General features: G+C 46.8%; 21 protein-coding genes. All 21 read right to left on the bottom strand.

Annotated features, from left to right (window positions below):
• Nucleotides 1-18: 18 nt before the first annotated feature.
• From N7U64_RS02305 to fliG, 21 genes are read right to left on the bottom strand one after another with little or no spacing between them, the layout of a single operon-like run.
• On the bottom strand, nucleotides 19-873 hold the full coding sequence (locus N7U64_RS02305) for a MinD/ParA family protein (RefSeq protein WP_318928279.1): 855 nt from the start codon (nucleotides 871-873) through the stop codon (nucleotides 19-21).
• Nucleotides 870-1,940: a GTP-binding protein gene (locus tag N7U64_RS02300; RefSeq protein ID WP_012370729.1), complete on the bottom strand. Its 1,071-nt coding sequence runs from the start codon at nucleotides 1,938-1,940 to the stop codon at nucleotides 870-872. The genes N7U64_RS02305 and N7U64_RS02300 overlap by 4 nt, the downstream gene beginning before the upstream one ends.
• Nucleotides 1,941-1,943: 3 nt before the next feature.
• The gene (gene flhA / locus N7U64_RS02295) at nucleotides 1,944-3,968 is read right to left on the bottom strand and encodes a flagellar biosynthesis protein FlhA (RefSeq protein ID WP_318928277.1); all 2,025 of its coding nucleotides are present in this window, start codon (nucleotides 3,966-3,968) and stop codon (nucleotides 1,944-1,946) included.
• Nucleotides 3,969-3,982: 14 nt separating this feature from the next.
• Nucleotides 3,983-5,074 (bottom strand): flagellar biosynthesis protein FlhB, encoded by a 1,092-nt coding sequence (gene flhB / locus N7U64_RS02290; RefSeq protein ID WP_012370731.1) that lies wholly within the window; start codon nucleotides 5,072-5,074, stop codon nucleotides 3,983-3,985.
• A 1-nt stretch (nucleotide 5,075) separates the two neighbouring features.
• Complete coding sequence (fliR, locus tag N7U64_RS02285; RefSeq protein ID WP_318928275.1) at nucleotides 5,076-5,843, bottom strand: flagellar biosynthetic protein FliR; 768 nt, start codon at nucleotides 5,841-5,843, stop codon at nucleotides 5,076-5,078.
• Nucleotides 5,840-6,112 carry a flagellar biosynthesis protein FliQ gene (gene fliQ, locus N7U64_RS02280; protein WP_012370733.1) on the bottom strand — a complete coding sequence of 91 codons (273 nt, stop codon included), beginning with the start codon at nucleotides 6,110-6,112 and terminating at the stop codon, nucleotides 5,840-5,842. The genes fliR and fliQ overlap by 4 nt, the downstream gene beginning before the upstream one ends.
• Nucleotides 6,113-6,123: 11 nt before the next feature.
• Nucleotides 6,124-6,792 carry a flagellar type III secretion system pore protein FliP gene (gene fliP, locus N7U64_RS02275; RefSeq protein ID WP_012370734.1) on the bottom strand — a complete coding sequence of 223 codons (669 nt, stop codon included), beginning with the start codon at nucleotides 6,790-6,792 and terminating at the stop codon, nucleotides 6,124-6,126.
• Complete coding sequence (locus tag N7U64_RS02270) at nucleotides 6,789-7,265, bottom strand: flagellar biosynthetic protein FliO (protein WP_318928272.1); 477 nt, start codon at nucleotides 7,263-7,265, stop codon at nucleotides 6,789-6,791. Before N7U64_RS02270 ends, fliP begins: the two co-directional genes overlap by 4 nt.
• A gap of 14 nt (nucleotides 7,266-7,279) precedes the next feature.
• The gene (locus tag N7U64_RS02265; protein WP_012370736.1) at nucleotides 7,280-7,645 is read right to left on the bottom strand and encodes a response regulator; all 366 of its coding nucleotides are present in this window, start codon (nucleotides 7,643-7,645) and stop codon (nucleotides 7,280-7,282) included.
• Between the two features lie 12 nt (nucleotides 7,646-7,657).
• Nucleotides 7,658-8,788, bottom strand: a complete 1,131-nt coding sequence (gene fliY / locus N7U64_RS02260; protein WP_318928269.1) for a flagellar motor switch phosphatase FliY — start codon at nucleotides 8,786-8,788, stop codon at nucleotides 7,658-7,660.
• Nucleotide 8,789: 1 nt separating this feature from the next.
• Nucleotides 8,790-9,773 carry a flagellar motor switch protein FliM gene (fliM, locus tag N7U64_RS02255; protein WP_012370738.1) on the bottom strand — a complete coding sequence of 328 codons (984 nt, stop codon included), beginning with the start codon at nucleotides 9,771-9,773 and terminating at the stop codon, nucleotides 8,790-8,792.
• 9 nt (nucleotides 9,774-9,782) lie between these two features.
• Nucleotides 9,783-10,232 (bottom strand): flagellar basal body-associated FliL family protein, encoded by a 450-nt coding sequence (locus tag N7U64_RS02250; protein WP_026828016.1) that lies wholly within the window; start codon nucleotides 10,230-10,232, stop codon nucleotides 9,783-9,785.
• Nucleotides 10,207-10,443 carry a flagellar FlbD family protein gene (locus N7U64_RS02245; protein WP_026828015.1) on the bottom strand — a complete coding sequence of 79 codons (237 nt, stop codon included), beginning with the start codon at nucleotides 10,441-10,443 and terminating at the stop codon, nucleotides 10,207-10,209. Before N7U64_RS02245 ends, N7U64_RS02250 begins: the two co-directional genes overlap by 26 nt.
• Nucleotides 10,440-11,336, bottom strand: a complete 897-nt coding sequence (gene flgG, locus N7U64_RS02240; protein ID WP_014970679.1) for a flagellar basal body rod protein FlgG — start codon at nucleotides 11,334-11,336, stop codon at nucleotides 10,440-10,442. The genes N7U64_RS02245 and flgG overlap by 4 nt, the downstream gene beginning before the upstream one ends.
• A complete protein-coding gene (locus tag N7U64_RS02235; RefSeq protein WP_114595503.1) occupies nucleotides 11,336-11,806 on the bottom strand; it encodes a flagellar hook capping FlgD N-terminal domain-containing protein in 471 nt (156 codons plus the stop codon). Before N7U64_RS02235 ends, flgG begins: the two co-directional genes overlap by 1 nt.
• Entirely contained in the window at nucleotides 11,799-13,001 is a 1,203-nt protein-coding gene (locus N7U64_RS02230) for a flagellar hook-length control protein FliK (RefSeq protein WP_318928264.1), read from the bottom strand. Before N7U64_RS02230 ends, N7U64_RS02235 begins: the two co-directional genes overlap by 8 nt.
• Before the next feature lie 16 nt (nucleotides 13,002-13,017).
• On the bottom strand, nucleotides 13,018-13,572 hold the full coding sequence (locus tag N7U64_RS02225; RefSeq protein ID WP_318928262.1) for a MotE family protein: 555 nt from the start codon (nucleotides 13,570-13,572) through the stop codon (nucleotides 13,018-13,020).
• Nucleotides 13,569-14,003, bottom strand: a complete 435-nt coding sequence (locus tag N7U64_RS02220; protein ID WP_012370745.1) for a flagellar export protein FliJ — start codon at nucleotides 14,001-14,003, stop codon at nucleotides 13,569-13,571. The genes N7U64_RS02225 and N7U64_RS02220 overlap by 4 nt, the downstream gene beginning before the upstream one ends.
• 13 nt (nucleotides 14,004-14,016) lie before the next feature.
• Entirely contained in the window at nucleotides 14,017-15,330 is a 1,314-nt protein-coding gene (gene fliI / locus N7U64_RS02215; RefSeq protein WP_318928259.1) for a flagellar protein export ATPase FliI, read from the bottom strand.
• Complete coding sequence (locus N7U64_RS02210; RefSeq protein ID WP_318928257.1) at nucleotides 15,323-16,048, bottom strand: FliH/SctL family protein; 726 nt, start codon at nucleotides 16,046-16,048, stop codon at nucleotides 15,323-15,325. The genes fliI and N7U64_RS02210 overlap by 8 nt, the downstream gene beginning before the upstream one ends.
• Nucleotides 16,032-17,039, bottom strand: a complete 1,008-nt coding sequence (gene fliG / locus N7U64_RS02205) for a flagellar motor switch protein FliG (RefSeq protein WP_318091483.1) — start codon at nucleotides 17,037-17,039, stop codon at nucleotides 16,032-16,034. Before fliG ends, N7U64_RS02210 begins: the two co-directional genes overlap by 17 nt.
• Nucleotides 17,040-17,042 lie beyond the last annotated feature (3 nt).

Here is a 17,042-nt window from a genome sequence, read left to right as displayed (position 1 = left end):
ACGTATCCTCCTTCATGATTAACGGACACGGTTATGCCGTTTTTTCAAACGATTCAGTAACCGGTCTAAAAATTTCTGTTCCTGGACCTGAAGTCCTGTCAGCGATGTCGTGATATGGTCGAGCCGCCAACTGACATCACTCGTCCGATCAAATAGATAAAAGGGGCGTTGGGCTTTGACTGCCTTCATGACGGTCGGATCGTCCGGTAAAAAACCAACGAAACGCAATGATTTTCCCAAAAAGTTCTGACTTACCTGTTGTAACCGGTCAAACGTCTCAAGTGCTTCTTGACCGTTTGTCGCCCGATTGACAATGACAGCGACCGGAAGTTCGTTTGCATGATGATGCGCCAGTTTGACAAAGGCGTATCCGTCCATGATGGATGTTGGTTCAGGCGTCACGACCAGCCAGGCTTCGTCGGCACTGCTGATGAAATCAAAGGTCTGGTGCGTCGCCCCCGCTCCTAAATCAAGTAACACGAAATCATACTCATAAAAAAACCGAAACTCGCTCATCATGAATTCGACATCATGATCCGTCAGGTCCATCAGTTCTGTAAACCCGCTCCCGCCATGGATGAAATGCAACTCCGGCGTCGCTTCGACGACGGCTTGGCTCAACGGGGACCGCTCCTTGACAGAATCCATCAGTGACAGTTTGGACGATTTTCCTAGCAATACCCCGACATTTGCCATTCCGATGTCCAAATCAATGATCAGTACTTTTTTAGCCTGCAACGATAGCGCGACACCGAGGTTTACCGCCACATTCGTTTTACCGACACCGCCTTTACCACTGACGATGGCAATGGTCTTCGTTTGGCGGACGGAAACTTTTGATCTTAACGCACGTGCCTGATCTTCCGGCATCATCTTAACCCTCTTTCTACAATCATTCGGGAAACTTCTGCACTTGTCGGCCAAATGATGTCTTCAGGCACTTCTTGTCCAGTCGTCAGACAAAACAGCGGCAACTGCGTTTTCTTCGTAAGTCCGTAAATCGACCACAAATCTATCGTTTCATCAGCTTTGGTAAAAATAAAACCGGACAGCGGCACTTGATCGAACCGTTGTTGGATTTGTTCTAAATCACGGTACTTCGACGTTAGGCTGAGTACAAGAAACACATCGGTCTCTGAAAAATCATGTCGTTTTTTTAACTGCTCGACATAACCTGCGTCCAGAAAATTTCGTCCTGCCGTATCAATCAGAATGACATCACAATCTGACAAGTCGACTTTCGCTTGTTCAAACTCCTGTAAATCGTATGCGACGCGCAACGGAATATCGATGATGTCGGCATACGTCCGTAATTGTTCAACAGCTGAAATCCGGTATGTATCCGTCGTGATCAATCCGACTTTTTGTTGTTTCGTCAAACGGTAATAAGCAGCCAGTTTAGCCAGTGTCGTCGTTTTCCCGACTCCCGTCGGTCCTGTCACCATGATGAAACGTGAAGTCGCCGCCGTGACTCGAATCGAATCCGTCACGGTCGCAGCGAAAACTTGCTCGACCTGGTCTAAATCATTTGTTTTGTAATAGGTCGATACTAACAAGTCATAAAGCGCTTCCGCTTCGTGTTGCAAGGCCGGTTCAGCGAGTAGAACTTCATAGGCACAGAGTGCTTCCGGCAACCGACGTGACGCAAACGAAACAATTTTTGGACTTACCGTTTCTACAGACAATGCCCGTTTTTCCACTACCGGTTTAATCGGACGTGGTTCGGATGAAGCTTGCGGAGCAACCGGTTGGACTGTTTTCACTACCGGATGCTCTTCTACTGAAGCGACCAGCTCCACTTTCTTTTGTGCAAATAGACCAAACAACCCGCCTACTTTAATCTGGCGCGTGTTCAAAATAATGGCATCGTTCCCTAAGTCCTGTTTGACCAGTTCCATGGCTTCGCTGACAGAATTTGCGACAATTCGTTTTACCATCATGTGTTAAATCACCCCAATACTCTTGACTTCAATGGTCGGAATCAGTTCGTTATAGGACAGGACGGGTACATCCGGGAAATACCGTTCTGTCAATTGACGAACAAACATCCGAATACTTGGTGATGCCAAGACGATTGGCTGAGCCCCGTACCGTTCGAATTCTGCCGTCAATTCATTTAATGATTCGATGAAACGTGTTGCTTTATCAGGATCAAGTGCCAAATAATTACCGAACTCTGTTTTTTGGATCGCTGACTGGATGTCCATCTCCAGCTCACTCGATACCGTCACGACGTGTAAGACGTCTCCTTGCATGACCTGTTCCGTAATTTGTCGTGCCAAGGCTTGACGGACATATTCAGCCAGCAAATCACTGTCTTTCGTCACAGTGGCATAATCAGCAAGTGTTTCAAAAATAAGCGGCAAGTTTCGAATCGAGATTTTTTCTTTTAACAACTGAACGAATACTTTTTGTAATTCGCCGACTGACAACAATTGTGGTGTCACTTCGTCGACTAAAATCGGATGCGACTCCTTCAAATGATCGACCAGTTGTTTCGTCTCTTCCCGACCGAGTAAATCGGCCGCATGTTTTTTCAAAAGTTCGGTTAAGTGCGTCGCGACGACAGACGGCGGATCAACGACCGTGTATCCGGACATCTCGGCCCGGCTTCTCGTCCGCTCGTCAATCCATAAGGCCGGCATTCCGAACGCGGGTTCAACCGTCTCGATGCCTTGAATTTCCGGATCATCGACACCGGGACTCATCGCCAGATAATGATCAAGCAACAGTTCACCGGTTGCCATCTCACTTCCGCGGATTTTGATCCGGTAATGGTTTGGCGGGAGTTGCAGATGGTCGCGAATCCGAACCGTCGGTAAGACGAACCCGAGTTCAAGAGCCAGCTGTCTACGAATCATAACGACCCGGTCAAGTAAATCGCCGCCCTGTGCTTCATCGGCGAGCGGGATCAGGCCGTAGCCGAATTCAAATTCAATCGTATCGACATTCAAAAGTGAAATGACCGATTCGCTCGATCGCAGATTTTCAGTCGGTGCTTCTTCGACAGCGACTTCTTCCTGCGTTGCTTTTGACGTTCGTGTCAATCGCCAAGCGAAGAAGGCCGCTGCAGCCGCGACAGGAATCGTCACGTAATCGGGAATTGCCGTAAAGAGACCTAACAGGAAGATGGCACCGGCTCCAATCATGACGAGAAGCGGCGTCCGGGAGAGCTGACCGACGATGTCTTCTCCTAAATTCCCGTCCGAAGTCGAACGGGTAACAATGATTCCGGTTGCGACAGAAATCAACAATGCCGGGATTTGACTGACCAGCCCGTCACCGACCGTCAACAGCGTATACAGCTTTACGGAATCCGTCATCGGTAATCCTTGTTGGACGACACCGATAATCATTCCGAAAATCAAGTTGATGATGACGATGATGATTCCGGCAATCGCATCTCCTTTTACGAACTTTGATGCTCCGTCCATCGCACCGTAAAAGTCGGCTTCCGATTGAATTTTCTGCCGTCTCGTCCTAGCCTGTAATTCATCGATCATACCGGAGTTCAGATCGGCATCGATCGCCATCTGTTTTCCGGGCATCGCGTCGAGGGTAAAGCGGGCCGACACTTCCGATACCCGCTCGGATCCTTTTGTAATGACCAAAAACTGGATCAAAACAAGAATCAGGAAGACGACGAATCCGACGAGGGCGTTTCCACCGACAACGAAACTACCAAACGCTTCGATGACTTCTCCGCCGTTCCCGTTCGAGAGAATCGACCGGGTTGTCGAGACGTTCAGAGCCAGCCGGAACAAGGTCACAATCAGTAAGAGTGTTGGAAAAACTGAAAACTCCAGTGCTTCCTTCGCATTCATCGCGACAAGTAACACCATTAAGGCAATCAAGATGTTGATGATAATAAGAAAATCGAGTAAAAATCCTGGCAGTGGAATGACGAGCATGAAGACAATCATAATGACGCCTAGCAGGACAGATAAATCTCGTGTTGAAATGGTCATGATGCTTCATCCTTTCATTTCGCTTGTTTCATTTGATAGACAAAGGCGAGTGTTTCAGCGAGTGCCTGATAAAATGATTCATCCACTGCCATTCCTATTTCTGATTTTGCGAATAATGCTCGTGCGAGCGGTCTGTTTTCGATAATCGGGATCTCAGCTGCTGTCGCCTTCTCCCGAATCCGGAATGCGACAGCATCCACTCCCTTGGCGACGACAATTGGGGCGGCATGTTTGCCGTCATCATATTGAATCGCGACGGCATAATGGGTCGGGTTCGTAATGACAACATCGGCGTTCGGTATTTCCTGCATCATCCGCCGCATCGCCATCTCCCGTTGTTGCTGTTTGATTTTCCCTTTGATTTGCGGGTCACCTTCCGTATTCTTATGTTCATCCTTTAAATCCTGTTTACTCATCCGAATCGACTTTTCAAAATCGAATTTTTGATAAGCGAAATCCAGTACAGCAAGGACAATCAACGCGATACTGACCGAAATCCCTAACAGGAAAGTCAGATGACCGATAATCGCCAAGGCGTCACCAATCGGTTCTGACGTTAAACGTGAAATTTCCACTTTGTTATTCCATAAGACGGTTCCGCTTGTCGCACCGATGACAAGCAATTTAAAAACGGATTTCAAGAATTCAATCAATGCTTTCATGCTGACGATCCGTTTGATTCCTTGCAGCGGATTGATCCGGTCGAGTTTCGGTTGAATCGATTCCGTACTGAGCAAAGCTCCAATCTGTACGAAATTCCCTAAAATACCGATGACGACGGCCGTCACAAAAAATGGAGCCACTAGGATGCCCATTTGAACCAGCATTTCAATCATGACTTCCTGAATACGCCCCTCTTCAACGGCGACTAACACCGTTTGGGCACTCAGTCCATTCTCAAGCACCATGACGAACCGTTTTCCGAGAAACGGACCAAAGAAAAATAAAATCAAAAACATGCCAAACAACATCAAACTGCTCGTTAAGTCGGCTGACTTTGCCACTTGACCTTTTTTACGGGAGTCATCACGTTTTCGGGGTGATGCTTTTTCCGTTTTTTCACCTGCGAAATACTGGAGGTCAAGCGTTAATGTATATTTTCCCATCTCAACCTCCTAGTAAATGAACCGCATCGGACAGTACTTCTTGCAGTAAAGGAACAAATCGCGAAATTCCGGTAATGGTTGCTCCAGCAAGCAAAAACAAAATTGCATAACCCATCAACAATTTAACGGAAAATCCAATCGCAAAAATATTGAACTGAGGCGCCGTTTTTGCTAAAAAACCAAGCGCCAGGTCTACTAAAAATAAAGCGACAACTAGCGGCATCGCCATTTGAAGCGCCGTGAGCATGGCTAGACCTACAACCCGCACGACTAAACTCATGCCGGCTTCTCCGGAAACATCAATCGCACTACCGGGCGGAAAGATTTTAAAGCTCGTATAAATCCCGTCCAGTAAAATCAAATGCATATCGGAAGCCAGCAATACAAGCAACGTCAACATGTAATAAAATCGACCGACAATCGGCGACTGTCCGCCGAACATCGGATCATATGCCGAGGCCATGGCTAGACCCATCTGTAAATCGATGATGGATCCGGCGATTTGCGGGGCATACAGTAAAAAACTGGCGAGCAGACCGAGGGCGAGTCCAATAATGACTTCTGTCCCCATTCGAAAAAAGAAATCGATGTCATCGACTTGGACGGTCGTCTTGACCGCATAACTGGCAAAATAGGCGAGTCCGGCCGCAATGGCCAACTTATGCTGGGCAGGTAACTGCTTGGATGAAAACAGAGGTGCTGCCACTAAAAATCCGACAAGTCGACCAAATACAAGTAAAAACACGCTGACAAAGGACAGTAACGTCATTTTCGTGAAACCTCGGCAATCTGTTTGAAGATTTCAATCGTAAACGTTTTGAGCTCTTCCATAATCCACGGTCCAAAAAAGACGAGTGCTAAAAATACGGCAACAATCTTTGGCACAAACGATAAGGTCTGCTCTTGGATTTGGGTCGTCGCCTGTAAGATGCTGACGAGAAGTCCAACGACGAGTGAGACGAGCAAGAGCGGGGCTGAAACCTTTAACAAGGTCCATACGGCCGAACTGGCTAATTGAATAATCATTTCCTGCGTCATGTCGTCCCTCCCTATCGCATGCTGACGAGCAGTGATTCGACAATCAAATGCCAACCATCCACTAAAATAAACAATAATAATTTAAACGGTAAGGCAATCATGACCGGCGGCAACATCATCATCCCCATCGACATCAAGACACTCGAGACAACCATATCGATAACGAGGAACGGGATGAAAATCATGAATCCGATTTGAAATGCCGTCTTTAACTCACTGATGGCGTAAGCCGGTACTAAAGCGACAAGCGGAATATCTTCCACCTTCTCCGGCTTTTCATAATTGCCGTACTTCAGGAATAGTTCTAAATCATTGCTCCGCGTGTACTGGGACATGAAACGTTTCATTGTTCCGCCCGCTTGATCGAAGGCTTCATCCTGACTGATTTTTTCATCCATGTACGGTTGTAACGCCGTCGTGTTCAATTCGGTCAGGACAGGCGCCATGACGAACAATGTGATGAATAATGCCAATCCGACGAGCAGTTGGTTCGGCGGTGTTTGTTGCGTTCCCAGTGCCGACCGCACAAAGGACAATACGACGATGACGCGTGTGAAGCAGGTCATCAGAATCAGCAGGGATGGTGCTAATGATAAAAGCGTAAGTAAAACCAACAGTTTAACGGAAGTCGCCGTCCCGGACGGCGTATCCAAGGAAATCAAATTTTCAATCGTCGTCATGATCGTCCTCGTTTCTTCTGGAACTGATCAAGCTGTTGCTTAAAGGATTCCAGAAACGGAGACGTGTTTGACGTATGTGATGGGCTGTCGGATGTATCCATTGCCGACCAGTCGTCGTCTTCCTCAATCGTATCCAGCAGTTCAACGTTCTGACCGACACCGACAACGTAAATCTTACCGTGAACTCTTACAAGCTGAACGGAACGATCTTTGCCAAGCGGGACACCTCCGAGATGAGACAGGCGGCTCGATTGACGGACTCCTTTTGTCCGCTCATTGATGAAACGGACGGCTAACAGAAATCCGCCAATCAAAACTGCGAGCGTCACGACAATCTTTATGACCGTGACGACTGTCGATGACCCGTCGACCTGTTGTATTGTAGGTTCATTGTTCTTAGATGGGTTGAGCTTCTCTTCCACTGTTTCGGCACCGACCTGATGCGTCAGCAGGAACAGGAGAAGACAGGTCAAACAGGTCAGTCTTCTCATGATGAAATGGTTTTCGAAACGGCTTCGAGTACGCGGTCAGCCTGGAACGGTTTAACGATGAAGTCTTTTGCTCCGGCTTGAATTGCATCGATGACCATCGATTGTTGACCCATGGCAGAACACATGATGACTTTAGCAGCCGGGTTAAAGGCTTTGATTTCTTTTAAAGCGGAAATTCCGTCCATTTCCGGCATCGTGATATCCAGTGTAACGAGATCCGGCGTTAACTCTTTATATTTCGAAACGGCTTCCCGACCGTTTTCTGCTTCTCCAACGACGTCATAGCCGTTCTTCGATAAAATCTCCTTAATCATCATTCGCATGAAAGCTGCATCATCTACAATCAAAACTTTTGCACTCATCCTATTTCCTCCTTAGAACATCCGCAGACGTTCTTTTGTATTGACAATCTCTGTAATCCGGACACCGAAGTTTTCTTCGATGACAACGACTTCTCCCGTTGCGATCAACGTATTATTGACGAACACGTCAACGGGTTCTCCTGCTAGTTTATCCAGCTCAATAATTGAGCCTTGTGTCAGTTCTAAGATATCCCGGACGGATCGGCGTGTCCGTCCCAGCTCGACCGTCACATTCAACGGTACATCGTAAAGCATCCCGATGTTACCCGGTGGACCTTCTTGTTGCACTTCAGAGAACTGACCGAATTGAACAGGACTGACACCAACCGGCTCTTTTTTCTGTTCCGGCGGTGCCTCATACCGGGGTTCCGGTTGTGGCTGCGGCGCGGTCTGCTGTTCTCGGACCGGTTCTGATGTAGGGACTTGAGCGGTGGGTGCCGGTTCGGTGGTTGTCGTACTGGCACTGAATAATTTCTGAATCAGTTGTTTGGAAAATTCAAGTGGTGCCAATTGGACGATTTTTGAATCAATCAGCGTTCCAATCTTTAAATCAAACTCGATGATGACCATGCTTTCCCATAACGAGAAGCTGTCCACGATACTTTTTTCTTGGGAGAAATCAAAAACTTCGACCGCTGGAGGCGAGATATCGATTCGCATTGAGAACACGGTCGACATTGAGGTCGCAGCCGCTCCCATCATCTGGTTCATCGCTTCCTGAACGGCAGATAACGCAATTGGTTCCATTTCAAGACTCTCGTCCACGACACCGTCGCCGCCCATCATCAGGTTCGCAATGACGGAAGCATCCCGCTGTGTCAAAATCAACACGTTTTCTCCCTTGAATCCTTCTGTATATCCGACACGAAGGGCGACGTGGGGAATCGGATAACGACTTCGCAACTCCTCCATCGTAATCATCCGGACGTGTGGTGTTGTGATTTCGACTTTTTGATTCAACAATGCAGAAAGGGCTGTCGCGGAATTCCCTAACGAGATGTTCCCGACTTCTCCAAGTGCATCAATCTCCATCTCATCCAATTGATGTAAATCATCCGTTAAATGGGTATCGGCTGGTTCTTCAGCCGATGGGGTGCCCCGTAATAAGGCATCGATTTCATCTTGCGAAAGCATATCGCTCATGTTATTCCTCCTCAATTCGTTGTAAGACTTGTAAAGCGAGATGCTTCCCGTTCAGACCAGGCCGCGCTTTGAACATTTTCCGATCATCGACGAACAATTCAACCGGATCGGATGTACGTGTCTGGAGGGACAGGCAATCGCCTACCTCGAGGTGTAACAATTCTCCAAACGAAAGTTCCGTCTGGCCGAGCACTGCTTTCAAATCGACGATGGATCCCATCAACTGTGTTTGCATATGTTCTGACTCTTGGTTATCGGCTGACTTTCGTTTTTCTTGTTGCATCCAAAAGTGACTCGATAGTTTCGGAATGATTGGTTCGAGTGTCACGAACGGCAGACAGACATTAAGCGTTCCGCTTACTTCTCCGACCGTCACGTAAATCGAGACGAGAATGACCGTTTCATTCGGTGAGACGAGTTGAAGAAATTGTGGATTGATTTCCAAATCATCATACTCGGCTTCGATTTCGGCAATCGATTCCCACGCTGCCCCGTATTGAACAAAAGCGCGTTTGAATAACTGCGTCAAGATCCGGGTTTCGATTTCCGTCAAGTTCTCAATCTTATTCATACCTTCACCCGGTCCGCCGAGCAATCGATCGAGCATCGCATAAGCGATGTTCGGATTTACTTCGAAGATGACCCGTCCGTCTAACGGGTGAAGATTCACTAAATTAATTAAGGTCATGTTCGGAATGGAATGAATGAATTCATCATATGGCAGTTGCTCGACCGTATTGACCGTAAACTGGACATATGTTCTGAGCTGTGCTGAGAAATGGGTCGTCAAGACTCGGGCGAACTGTTCATGAATTCGCGTTAAGTTTCGCATCTGGTCTTTTGAGAATCGTAACGCCCGTTTAAAGTCATACACTTTCACACGACGTTCTTCTTCTTGACTGCGTATTTCCTCGACTTCCATATCTCCGCTTGAAATGGCTGATAGCAGGGCGTCAATTTCATGTTGTGATAATACTTCGCTCATGCGGCCACCTCACTGGATGATTTTTTTCGTCGTGTAGACACGTTGAACATCGCCTTCTTGCAGGAGTTTTTTAAATTGCCCCCGTAATTTTTCTTCGAGTTTCGCCATGTCTTGTTTAGAATCTAAATCTTGTTTTTTCATCGAAGCTAAATCCCCTAAGATGATATTGTTGATTTGAAACTTGCGTAACTCAAGTTCTTCCCGCGTCGCTGCATCATCCGTGACGATTGTAAACTGAACATTTAAGAATCGTTCGTCTGCAATGTTCGTCGTCAAATCATCTGTTTGAAAGCTTCGCTCTTCGAGTTCCGCGCCTGTCGGCTGTTCGACTTTCGCTTCAGTCGGATCACTCGTTAACAAATATTTTGAAAGCATATAGCCGGCACCTACCATCATAATCGCAACGACAACCATTATAAGTGGTAATTTCAACTTACTCTTCTTCTTTTCTTCTGCCATCTTCGAGCCTCCTAGCACTGTTCAAGCCCGTTAAACCGACTTGTCGGTAAAAATCGATTGTGGCTGCTTTTACCTCTTCTAACGTTTCCTTGACGACATAAGTCTGTCCCCCGACCAACTGGATCGTCGTATCGGGTGTCGACCGGACCGCTTCGATTAAGATTGCATTTAAGACAAGCGGTGTTTCACGTAATGTCGTTAAAGTAATCATCGTTTCAAGTTAACGAGTTCTTCTAAAATCTGATCTGATGTTGTAATGATCCGGGTGTTCGCCTGGAATCCGCGTTGGGCGATGATCATTTCCGTAAACTCTTCCGATAAGTCGACGTTCGACATCTCGAGTGTACCGGATGTTAATTGACCAAGACCGTTTGTGCTTGGTGTTCCAGTCGCTGCGATACCGGAGTTTTGAGAAGCGGCAAATAAATTCACTCCTGATTTTTCAAGACCACCCGGGTTAGCGAAATTTGCCATTGATACGTAACCAACTCGTTGCAAGTTACCCGTTCCGTCAACGAATGTGACTAGTCCATCTTTTCCGATTGCAAGGTTCTGTGCTCCAGTCGGAATTTGTAACTTCATGTAGCCATTATTTACTTTGTTTGTGATTTGACCTTGAGCATCGTATTGGTTGGCAGGTAGGTTTGCTTGATCGGCAGGTGGCTGTCCAGGGTTGGCAGGCGGTGGATCAGACAATCCTACGAGATAATTTCCATCTCCCGTTACGATATTTCCTTGAAGATCTGTATAAAAGTTACCGGAACGAGAATAACGCACACCGTCTGCCGTCAAGACTTGATAGAATCCTTCACCGGAAATCCCGACATCAAGCGTTCGACCTGTATTTTGTAACGCTCCTTGATTGTAAACGTTATCGACCGTCGACATCGAGGCCCCGAGCCCTACCTGTTTCGGGTTTGTCCCACCGACACCTCCACCATTACCTGATGCGGAACCAACTGATTGGTTGACAAGATCCTTAAACGTGACACGGCCTTTTTTATAACCAAATGTATTGACGTTAGCGATGTTATTCCCAACGACGTCTAACTTTGTTTGGAAGTTCTTTAACCCACTGATTCCTGAATACATTGAACGTAACATTATTTTTCCTCCTTTGTTTTAATTTCAGTCAATTCGTAGACACTGACACTTTTTCCGTTCGATAACTCGGCAATGACATCGACCCCGTCACGCTTTACACTGAGGACGTTTGCCGTCACTTTACCGGTCGATGTCACATCTGCTCCCGTCGCATCTTTCGTGACAGTCTCACCTTCATAGCTGACACTTTTACCAATCAAATTACTGTAGTTCATCAGAGCCGCCGCATGCTGATTGAGCATCATCGTATCCATGCCTTTGCCAATCGCTTGCATCTGTTCAAGAGAAGAAAACTGAGCCATCTGCGAAATGAACTCCTTGTCTTCCATCGGTGCCGTCGGATCTTGATTGGACAATTGGGCAATCAGGATTTTCATGAACATGTCTTTGTCCATAGAGTTACTGGATGGTACTTTCGTTTTCTCCGGTAACTGATAGGACGACGCATCATTTTTGATGGAATCAGTCATCTTCATCCTCCTCTAGTTCTTCTTCATACTGTGCAGGTTCTTCTTGCTGGCGTTCCCGTCGTTCTTGCGGCAAACCTTGTTCAAAGTCTTTGACACTCGATGCCAACATCCCGGTTTCGACTTTGACAAGTGGTGCTTGCGGCTGCAACGATGTATGTAGCTTTCCGAGTTGCTGATCCAGTATTTGTTTTGCTTGTTCCGTCGCTGCGAAAAGCTTTACTGTCAATAAACCGTCTTTTTTATCCAACTGGATGACGACTTCACCCAACTGTTCTGGATATAGGCGGATCGACATGCGTGTCGAACCGTCCGCGCCTTTTAAAAATGGCGCTTGTTTCATCGCCGCTTCAATCCGTGACGTGAGTTGATCATCGACACTTGGCTGCATGACGGATGGCCGAATGCTTACTCCTAGTGCACCGTTCATCCGTTCAAATTTCAAACCGGTTAGTGCTGATGGTTGTTCTTTCCCTTCCGGATCAGCAGCTACCTGAATGGATTCAATCACCTTTTTAGTCATGACACTTGTTTTCAAAGTTGGTGTCGTTTGTTCAGATGAGATAAGGCGATTTGAAAGCAAAGGCATCACTGCCTCTTTTTTAGTGCCCGGAGCATTCATTAACGTCGGATTAGTTTGCGGTACAGCTGAAACCGCAGTTACAACTGACATTACCGGAAACGGTCCAACAGTTCCTGAAACATCAGTCGCCTGAGTGACTGGAGCATTTAGTCCTGCCGGTAAGTCATTTCCTTTCATGTGTTCCTTAGCGACGCCGACGACGGTCGACATCACCGTTGCAAGTACTTGTTGGAGGGAAGCTGGGAATTGTTCGAATAACTCCATTGCTTTTCCAGGCTGTCCGTCTTGTATCGTCTTAATGAACTGAATCAGCTCCGTCGCTTTTTTGGGATCATGTATCATACCTTCTAGTTCGGGTTGCTCCAAAAGTTGTAACACTTTTTCCGGCTGTGCGGTCAATTGTTCCAACAGCAGTTTGACTTCAAGATCCGCCTCCCCTTCAGTTGGTATTGTCTGTTGATCCAGTGAAGGGTTCTGTACGCCCTCAGCTAGAGGTTGCACTAAGTATTGAAGTAACGAGGCAAAATTTCCAACGCCACTCGCTGGGAGCTCTTTCCCGTTCCACTTCGTAACCGGTTTGGCTGTTTGTGCTTGCTGTACATCCGTCAAGTTCATCTTATTTTCTCACCCCTTATTGGACTGCCAACAATTGTGTCAACGCTGCAGCTTTTTTAGGATCCATCTTTGCCATGATGGCTGCCTGTTGTTCAGCATCAATTTCTTTAATGATTGAAACGACTTCCGTCGGACTTAATTCGTTGAAAATATTGGCTGCGTCTTTCGGTGTCATTTCCGCATAGACATCTGTCACATCAGCAGTCTTTTTCGAAACAGACTTATCTGTCCCTGTCGTTGCAGGTGTAGCTGGCGTGTTTTTCAATCGATCCCGTTCCGCAATCAACCGGACGACTTCCTGTTCTTTTGCTTGGATGAGTTCTGCTTGATCGGTGGTCTTCACACGTAGTTTTTTGATTTCAGCATTGGCTAATTTCAAGCGTTGTTCGATCTCTGAATTTTTTGAAGACGATACTTTTGAATCCGTCACTTCTTCCGATGCGAAAGGCAACGTAAAAATCGGTCGCCCATTAGCGTAATTTAATACGAGATAGGCTGTAAATAATAACAATAACAACGGGATGATTAATAAGGGCAAAATCCATTGTTTTGATGACTTGTTCTCACTCATGTCGTTCGCCTTCTTCCAAACTGCAATAATGCTAATTCATCCATTTGGTTCTGTTCCACCAAAGCGAGTGTCCGCCGATTTTCTTCTAATTGATTTGATTGCAGTCGTGTAAATTTCTTTTCTTCAATCAACGCTTCTTTTAAATCGATTTGAGCCCGTTCATACTGATTTTTCGCCTGGGTAACATATAATTGTTGGCGTTCAATCTGTTGTTTGACGACATCTCGTGCCCGCTCCCGGTATTGAGACGCAAGCAGTTCAACCGTGCCGGTTTCGTTTTGTGCTTTTAAGAAGGCCTCATAACGAACGAGCAGATGATACAGCTTCTCGACTTCAACTTCGTATTGCTTCTTTTTTTCAGCAGTATGTTTTGAAACACGATCCTTTTCCGCTTCCGCTAAAGGAATGATACGTTCATATATGGTTTTCATTCGTGCACCTCCTTTAACGGATTGTCAAAATCAGACGACTCATTCCATCTTCGAAATGACTTTTTTCTTCGACACGTTGTTTTAAAAATCCGATTAATTCAGGATATTTTTCAACAGCCCGGTCAATGTCAGGGTTTGTCCCGCTTTTATAAGCGCCGATATTGATTAGATCTTCGGCATCGAGGTATGTCGACAACAACTGTCTGAACGTAATCGCACTATCTTTATGTTCGGTCGAAGTAATTTGATTCATAACCCGGCTGATGGAGCGTAAGATATGAATCGCCGGATATTGTCCTTTATTAGCGAGATTTCGGTCGAGGACAAAATGACCATCAAGAATTCCGCGGACCGCATCCGCAATCGGTTCATTCATATCATCGCCGTCAACCAGGACGGTATAAAATGCCGTAATGGAACCTTCTGTCGTTTTCCCGCTTCGTTCCAACAGTTGTGGAAGCAAGGCGAACACACTCGGTGTATATCCTTTTGAAGCAGGCGGTTCGCCGGTCGCCAGACCAATTTCACGCTGGGCCATGGCAAACCGTGTAACGGAGTCCATCATCAATACGACATTTTTTCCTTGATCCCGAAAATATTCAGCGATTGCCGTTGCCGTATACGCTCCTTTGAGTCGAACGAGTGGCGGCTGATCACTCGTCGCTACGACGATGATCGAACGGCTCATGCCTTCCTCACCTAACTCCGCCTCAATGAATTCCTTCACTTCACGGCCCCGTTCACCAATCAAGGCGATGACATTGATATCAGCCGTCGATCGTTTAGCAATCATGCCGAGTAATGTCGATTTACCGACACCGGATCCTGCGAATAGTCCGACTCGTTGTCCTTGTCCGACGGTCAACAAACCATCGATGGCACGAATTCCTGTTGATAACACTTGATCTATCCGCGGACGGTCGAGTGGACTTGGCGGTTTACGGACAATTGAAGTCGTCCGTAAATGCGCCAGTGATTTCCCGTCTAATGATCGTCCGAGACCATCCAGGACTTTCCCGATCAAATCATCTCCGACAGGAACATGAAGCGGTTTTCCTGTTGCGATGACGATCGATCCCGGTGCAATCGCCGTCGTTTCACCATAAGGCATCAATAGTACGTGTCCTTCTCGAAATCCAACGACTTCTGCCTCAATTTCGTCTCCACGATGAATCCGGATCAAGCACCGCTCGCCGATGGCAACCGCTGTCGGACCACGTGATTCAATCATCAAACCGATGACTTGAACGACTTTACCGGAATGCTCGACAAGTTCTTCCCGACGAACATCTCGAATCGCTGCTTGTAACTGTTTGAGTTTATACATCGTGTAACACCTCGGTGAGTTGCTCCATTAATCGTTGATAACCGATTGACAATCCACCCGTGATGGCACCGTTCTCTGAATCAATCCGGAAATCTCGTGCATCAAGCTCGGGATCAATCCGTAAACGGATCGTTGCCGTCCCTCCTAAAATGGTCTGTAACCGTTCATCCAGTAAGACAACCCGTTCAAAGTCTTCAGTTGATGTATAGATAATCAATTTTTCACGATCTCTAAATTGAAGAATCAACTGCTGAATCGTCTGGTAAAGTGCTTCTTCATCCTTATCGTGAAGCTGCTCCATAAACTGATGCGTCAATTGAAGGGCCAGTGCACACAATTCATCTTCCATCAGGAGGACTCGTTCTGAAAACATCTGTTCGAGCCGGTTCGCAAGTTGATTCGTTTCCTCAATCCGTTGTTCGTATTGTGTTCGTCCAGCTTGTTGACCCGACCGATACCCTTCTTCGTACCCCTGTTGTCTCGCTTCTTCCAGCACGAGGAGCCGCTCTTGCTCCAAAGCAGCCCGTCGTGTTTGTTCTTGTTGTTCGATCAACAATTGCTGTTGCTTTAGTTGGGCTTGTCCTTCCCGCATCATCTCGTCATAAGAAACAAGCGGTTCGGTTTCAGTCACCTGCTCGGATTCCGTCTGATGAAAAATCGTTCGTTGCGTCCGGTCGAAGACGACTTGACGTTTAATGACATTAGACAACGATATCATCTCCTCCACCACGGGCGACTACGATTTCACCCATATCTTCTAGGCGGCGGATAATGCCGACAATCCGGCTTTGTGCTTCTTCGACGTCCCGTAACCGGACAGGCCCCATGAACTCCATATCCTCTTTGAATGATTCGACCATTCGTTGGGACATGTTCCGGTATACCATTTCCTTGACGTCTTCTGATGAGACTTTAAGTGATAGTAACAAGTCTTCATTCGAAACTTCGCGGATAATCCGTTGGATGGCCCGGGCGTCAAGCGTAACGATATCTTCAAAGACAAACATCCGTTTCTTGATTTCTTCCGCCAACTCCGGATCCTGAATTTCAAGCGTATCGAGAATCGTTCGTTCCGTCGTCCGATCGACACCGTTCAAGACTTGAACTACTGCCTCGATTCCGCCAGATTGGGCATAATCCTGCATTCCTGCTTGCGATAGATTCCGTTCAAGAATTTGTTCGACTTCACTGATGATTTCCGGATTCATCCGGTCCATCGTTGCAATCCGTCGAGCGACATCGGACTGGGCTTCTGCCGGCAGTTCTGATAAAATCTGTCCTGATTTAACCGGGTCCAGATGGGCCAAGACTAACGCAATCGTCTGCGGATGCTCATTTTGAATGAAGTTCAGCAATTGTTTTGGATCTGCCTTACGGGCAAACTCAAACGGTCTGACTTGAAGTGTCGACGTCAAACGATAAATGAGTTCCATCGCCTTCTCTTCCCCTAATGCTTTTTCCAAGACCGATTTGGCGAATCCGATACCACCTTGCGTAATATAGTTTTGTGCTGTCGCTAGTTCATGGAACTCTTCCAATACTTCGAGCTTTTCCTCCGGATCAATCCGTTTCATGCTCGAAATTTGTAATGTCAGCCATTCCATTTCTTCTTCCGACAAATGTTTGTATACGCTGGCCGCGACTTCCGGACCAAGCGAAATCATTAAAATGGCGGCTTTTTCCCGACTACTCATCTCTAACTTCTTCATTTC

Source organism: Exiguobacterium sp. K1 (genome assembly GCF_033721435.1).
Taxonomy (GTDB): Bacteria; Bacillota; Bacilli; order Exiguobacteriales; family Exiguobacteriaceae; genus Exiguobacterium_A; species Exiguobacterium_A artemiae.
This window is presented reverse-complemented; position numbering and strand designations above follow the sequence as displayed.

Coding starts and splice junctions, on each gene's coding strand:
- fliP (WP_012370734.1), bottom strand. CDS start 6,792: ATGACGACGATTGAAAATTTGATTTCCTTGGATACGCCGTCCGGGACG.
- N7U64_RS02225 (WP_318928262.1), bottom strand. CDS start 13,572: ATGAGTGAGAACAAGTCATCAAAACAATGGATTTTGCCCTTATTAATC.
- fliY (WP_318928269.1), bottom strand. CDS start 8,788: ATGAGCGATATGCTTTCGCAAGATGAAATCGATGCCTTATTACGGGGC.
- N7U64_RS02230 (WP_318928264.1), bottom strand. CDS start 13,001: ATGAACTTGACGGATGTACAGCAAGCACAAACAGCCAAACCGGTTACG.
- fliG (WP_318091483.1), bottom strand. CDS start 17,039: ATGAAGAAGTTAGAGATGAGTAGTCGGGAAAAAGCCGCCATTTTAATG.
- N7U64_RS02250 (WP_026828016.1), bottom strand. CDS start 10,232: ATGGCAGAAGAAAAGAAGAAGAGTAAGTTGAAATTACCACTTATAATG.
- N7U64_RS02300 (WP_012370729.1), bottom strand. CDS start 1,940: ATGATGGTAAAACGAATTGTCGCAAATTCTGTCAGCGAAGCCATGGAA.
- flhA (WP_318928277.1), bottom strand. CDS start 3,968: ATGACCATTTCAACACGAGATTTATCTGTCCTGCTAGGCGTCATTATG.
- N7U64_RS02305 (WP_318928279.1), bottom strand. CDS start 873: ATGATGCCGGAAGATCAGGCACGTGCGTTAAGATCAAAAGTTTCCGTC.
- N7U64_RS02220 (WP_012370745.1), bottom strand. CDS start 14,003: ATGAAAACCATATATGAACGTATCATTCCTTTAGCGGAAGCGGAAAAG.
- fliQ (WP_012370733.1), bottom strand. CDS start 6,112: ATGACGCAGGAAATGATTATTCAATTAGCCAGTTCGGCCGTATGGACC.
- N7U64_RS02210 (WP_318928257.1), bottom strand. CDS start 16,048: ATGATATCGTTGTCTAATGTCATTAAACGTCAAGTCGTCTTCGACCGG.
- N7U64_RS02265 (WP_012370736.1), bottom strand. CDS start 7,645: ATGAGTGCAAAAGTTTTGATTGTAGATGATGCAGCTTTCATGCGAATG.
- fliM (WP_012370738.1), bottom strand. CDS start 9,773: ATGAGCGAAGTATTATCACAACATGAAATTGACGCCCTGCTATCAGCC.
- fliI (WP_318928259.1), bottom strand. CDS start 15,330: ATGTATAAACTCAAACAGTTACAAGCAGCGATTCGAGATGTTCGTCGG.
- flgG (WP_014970679.1), bottom strand. CDS start 11,336: ATGTTACGTTCAATGTATTCAGGAATCAGTGGGTTAAAGAACTTCCAA.
- fliR (WP_318928275.1), bottom strand. CDS start 5,843: ATGACGTTACTGTCCTTTGTCAGCGTGTTTTTACTTGTATTTGGTCGA.
- flhB (WP_012370731.1), bottom strand. CDS start 5,074: ATGGGAAAATATACATTAACGCTTGACCTCCAGTATTTCGCAGGTGAA.
- N7U64_RS02235 (WP_114595503.1), bottom strand. CDS start 11,806: ATGACTGATTCCATCAAAAATGATGCGTCGTCCTATCAGTTACCGGAG.
- N7U64_RS02245 (WP_026828015.1), bottom strand. CDS start 10,443: ATGATTACTTTAACGACATTACGTGAAACACCGCTTGTCTTAAATGCA.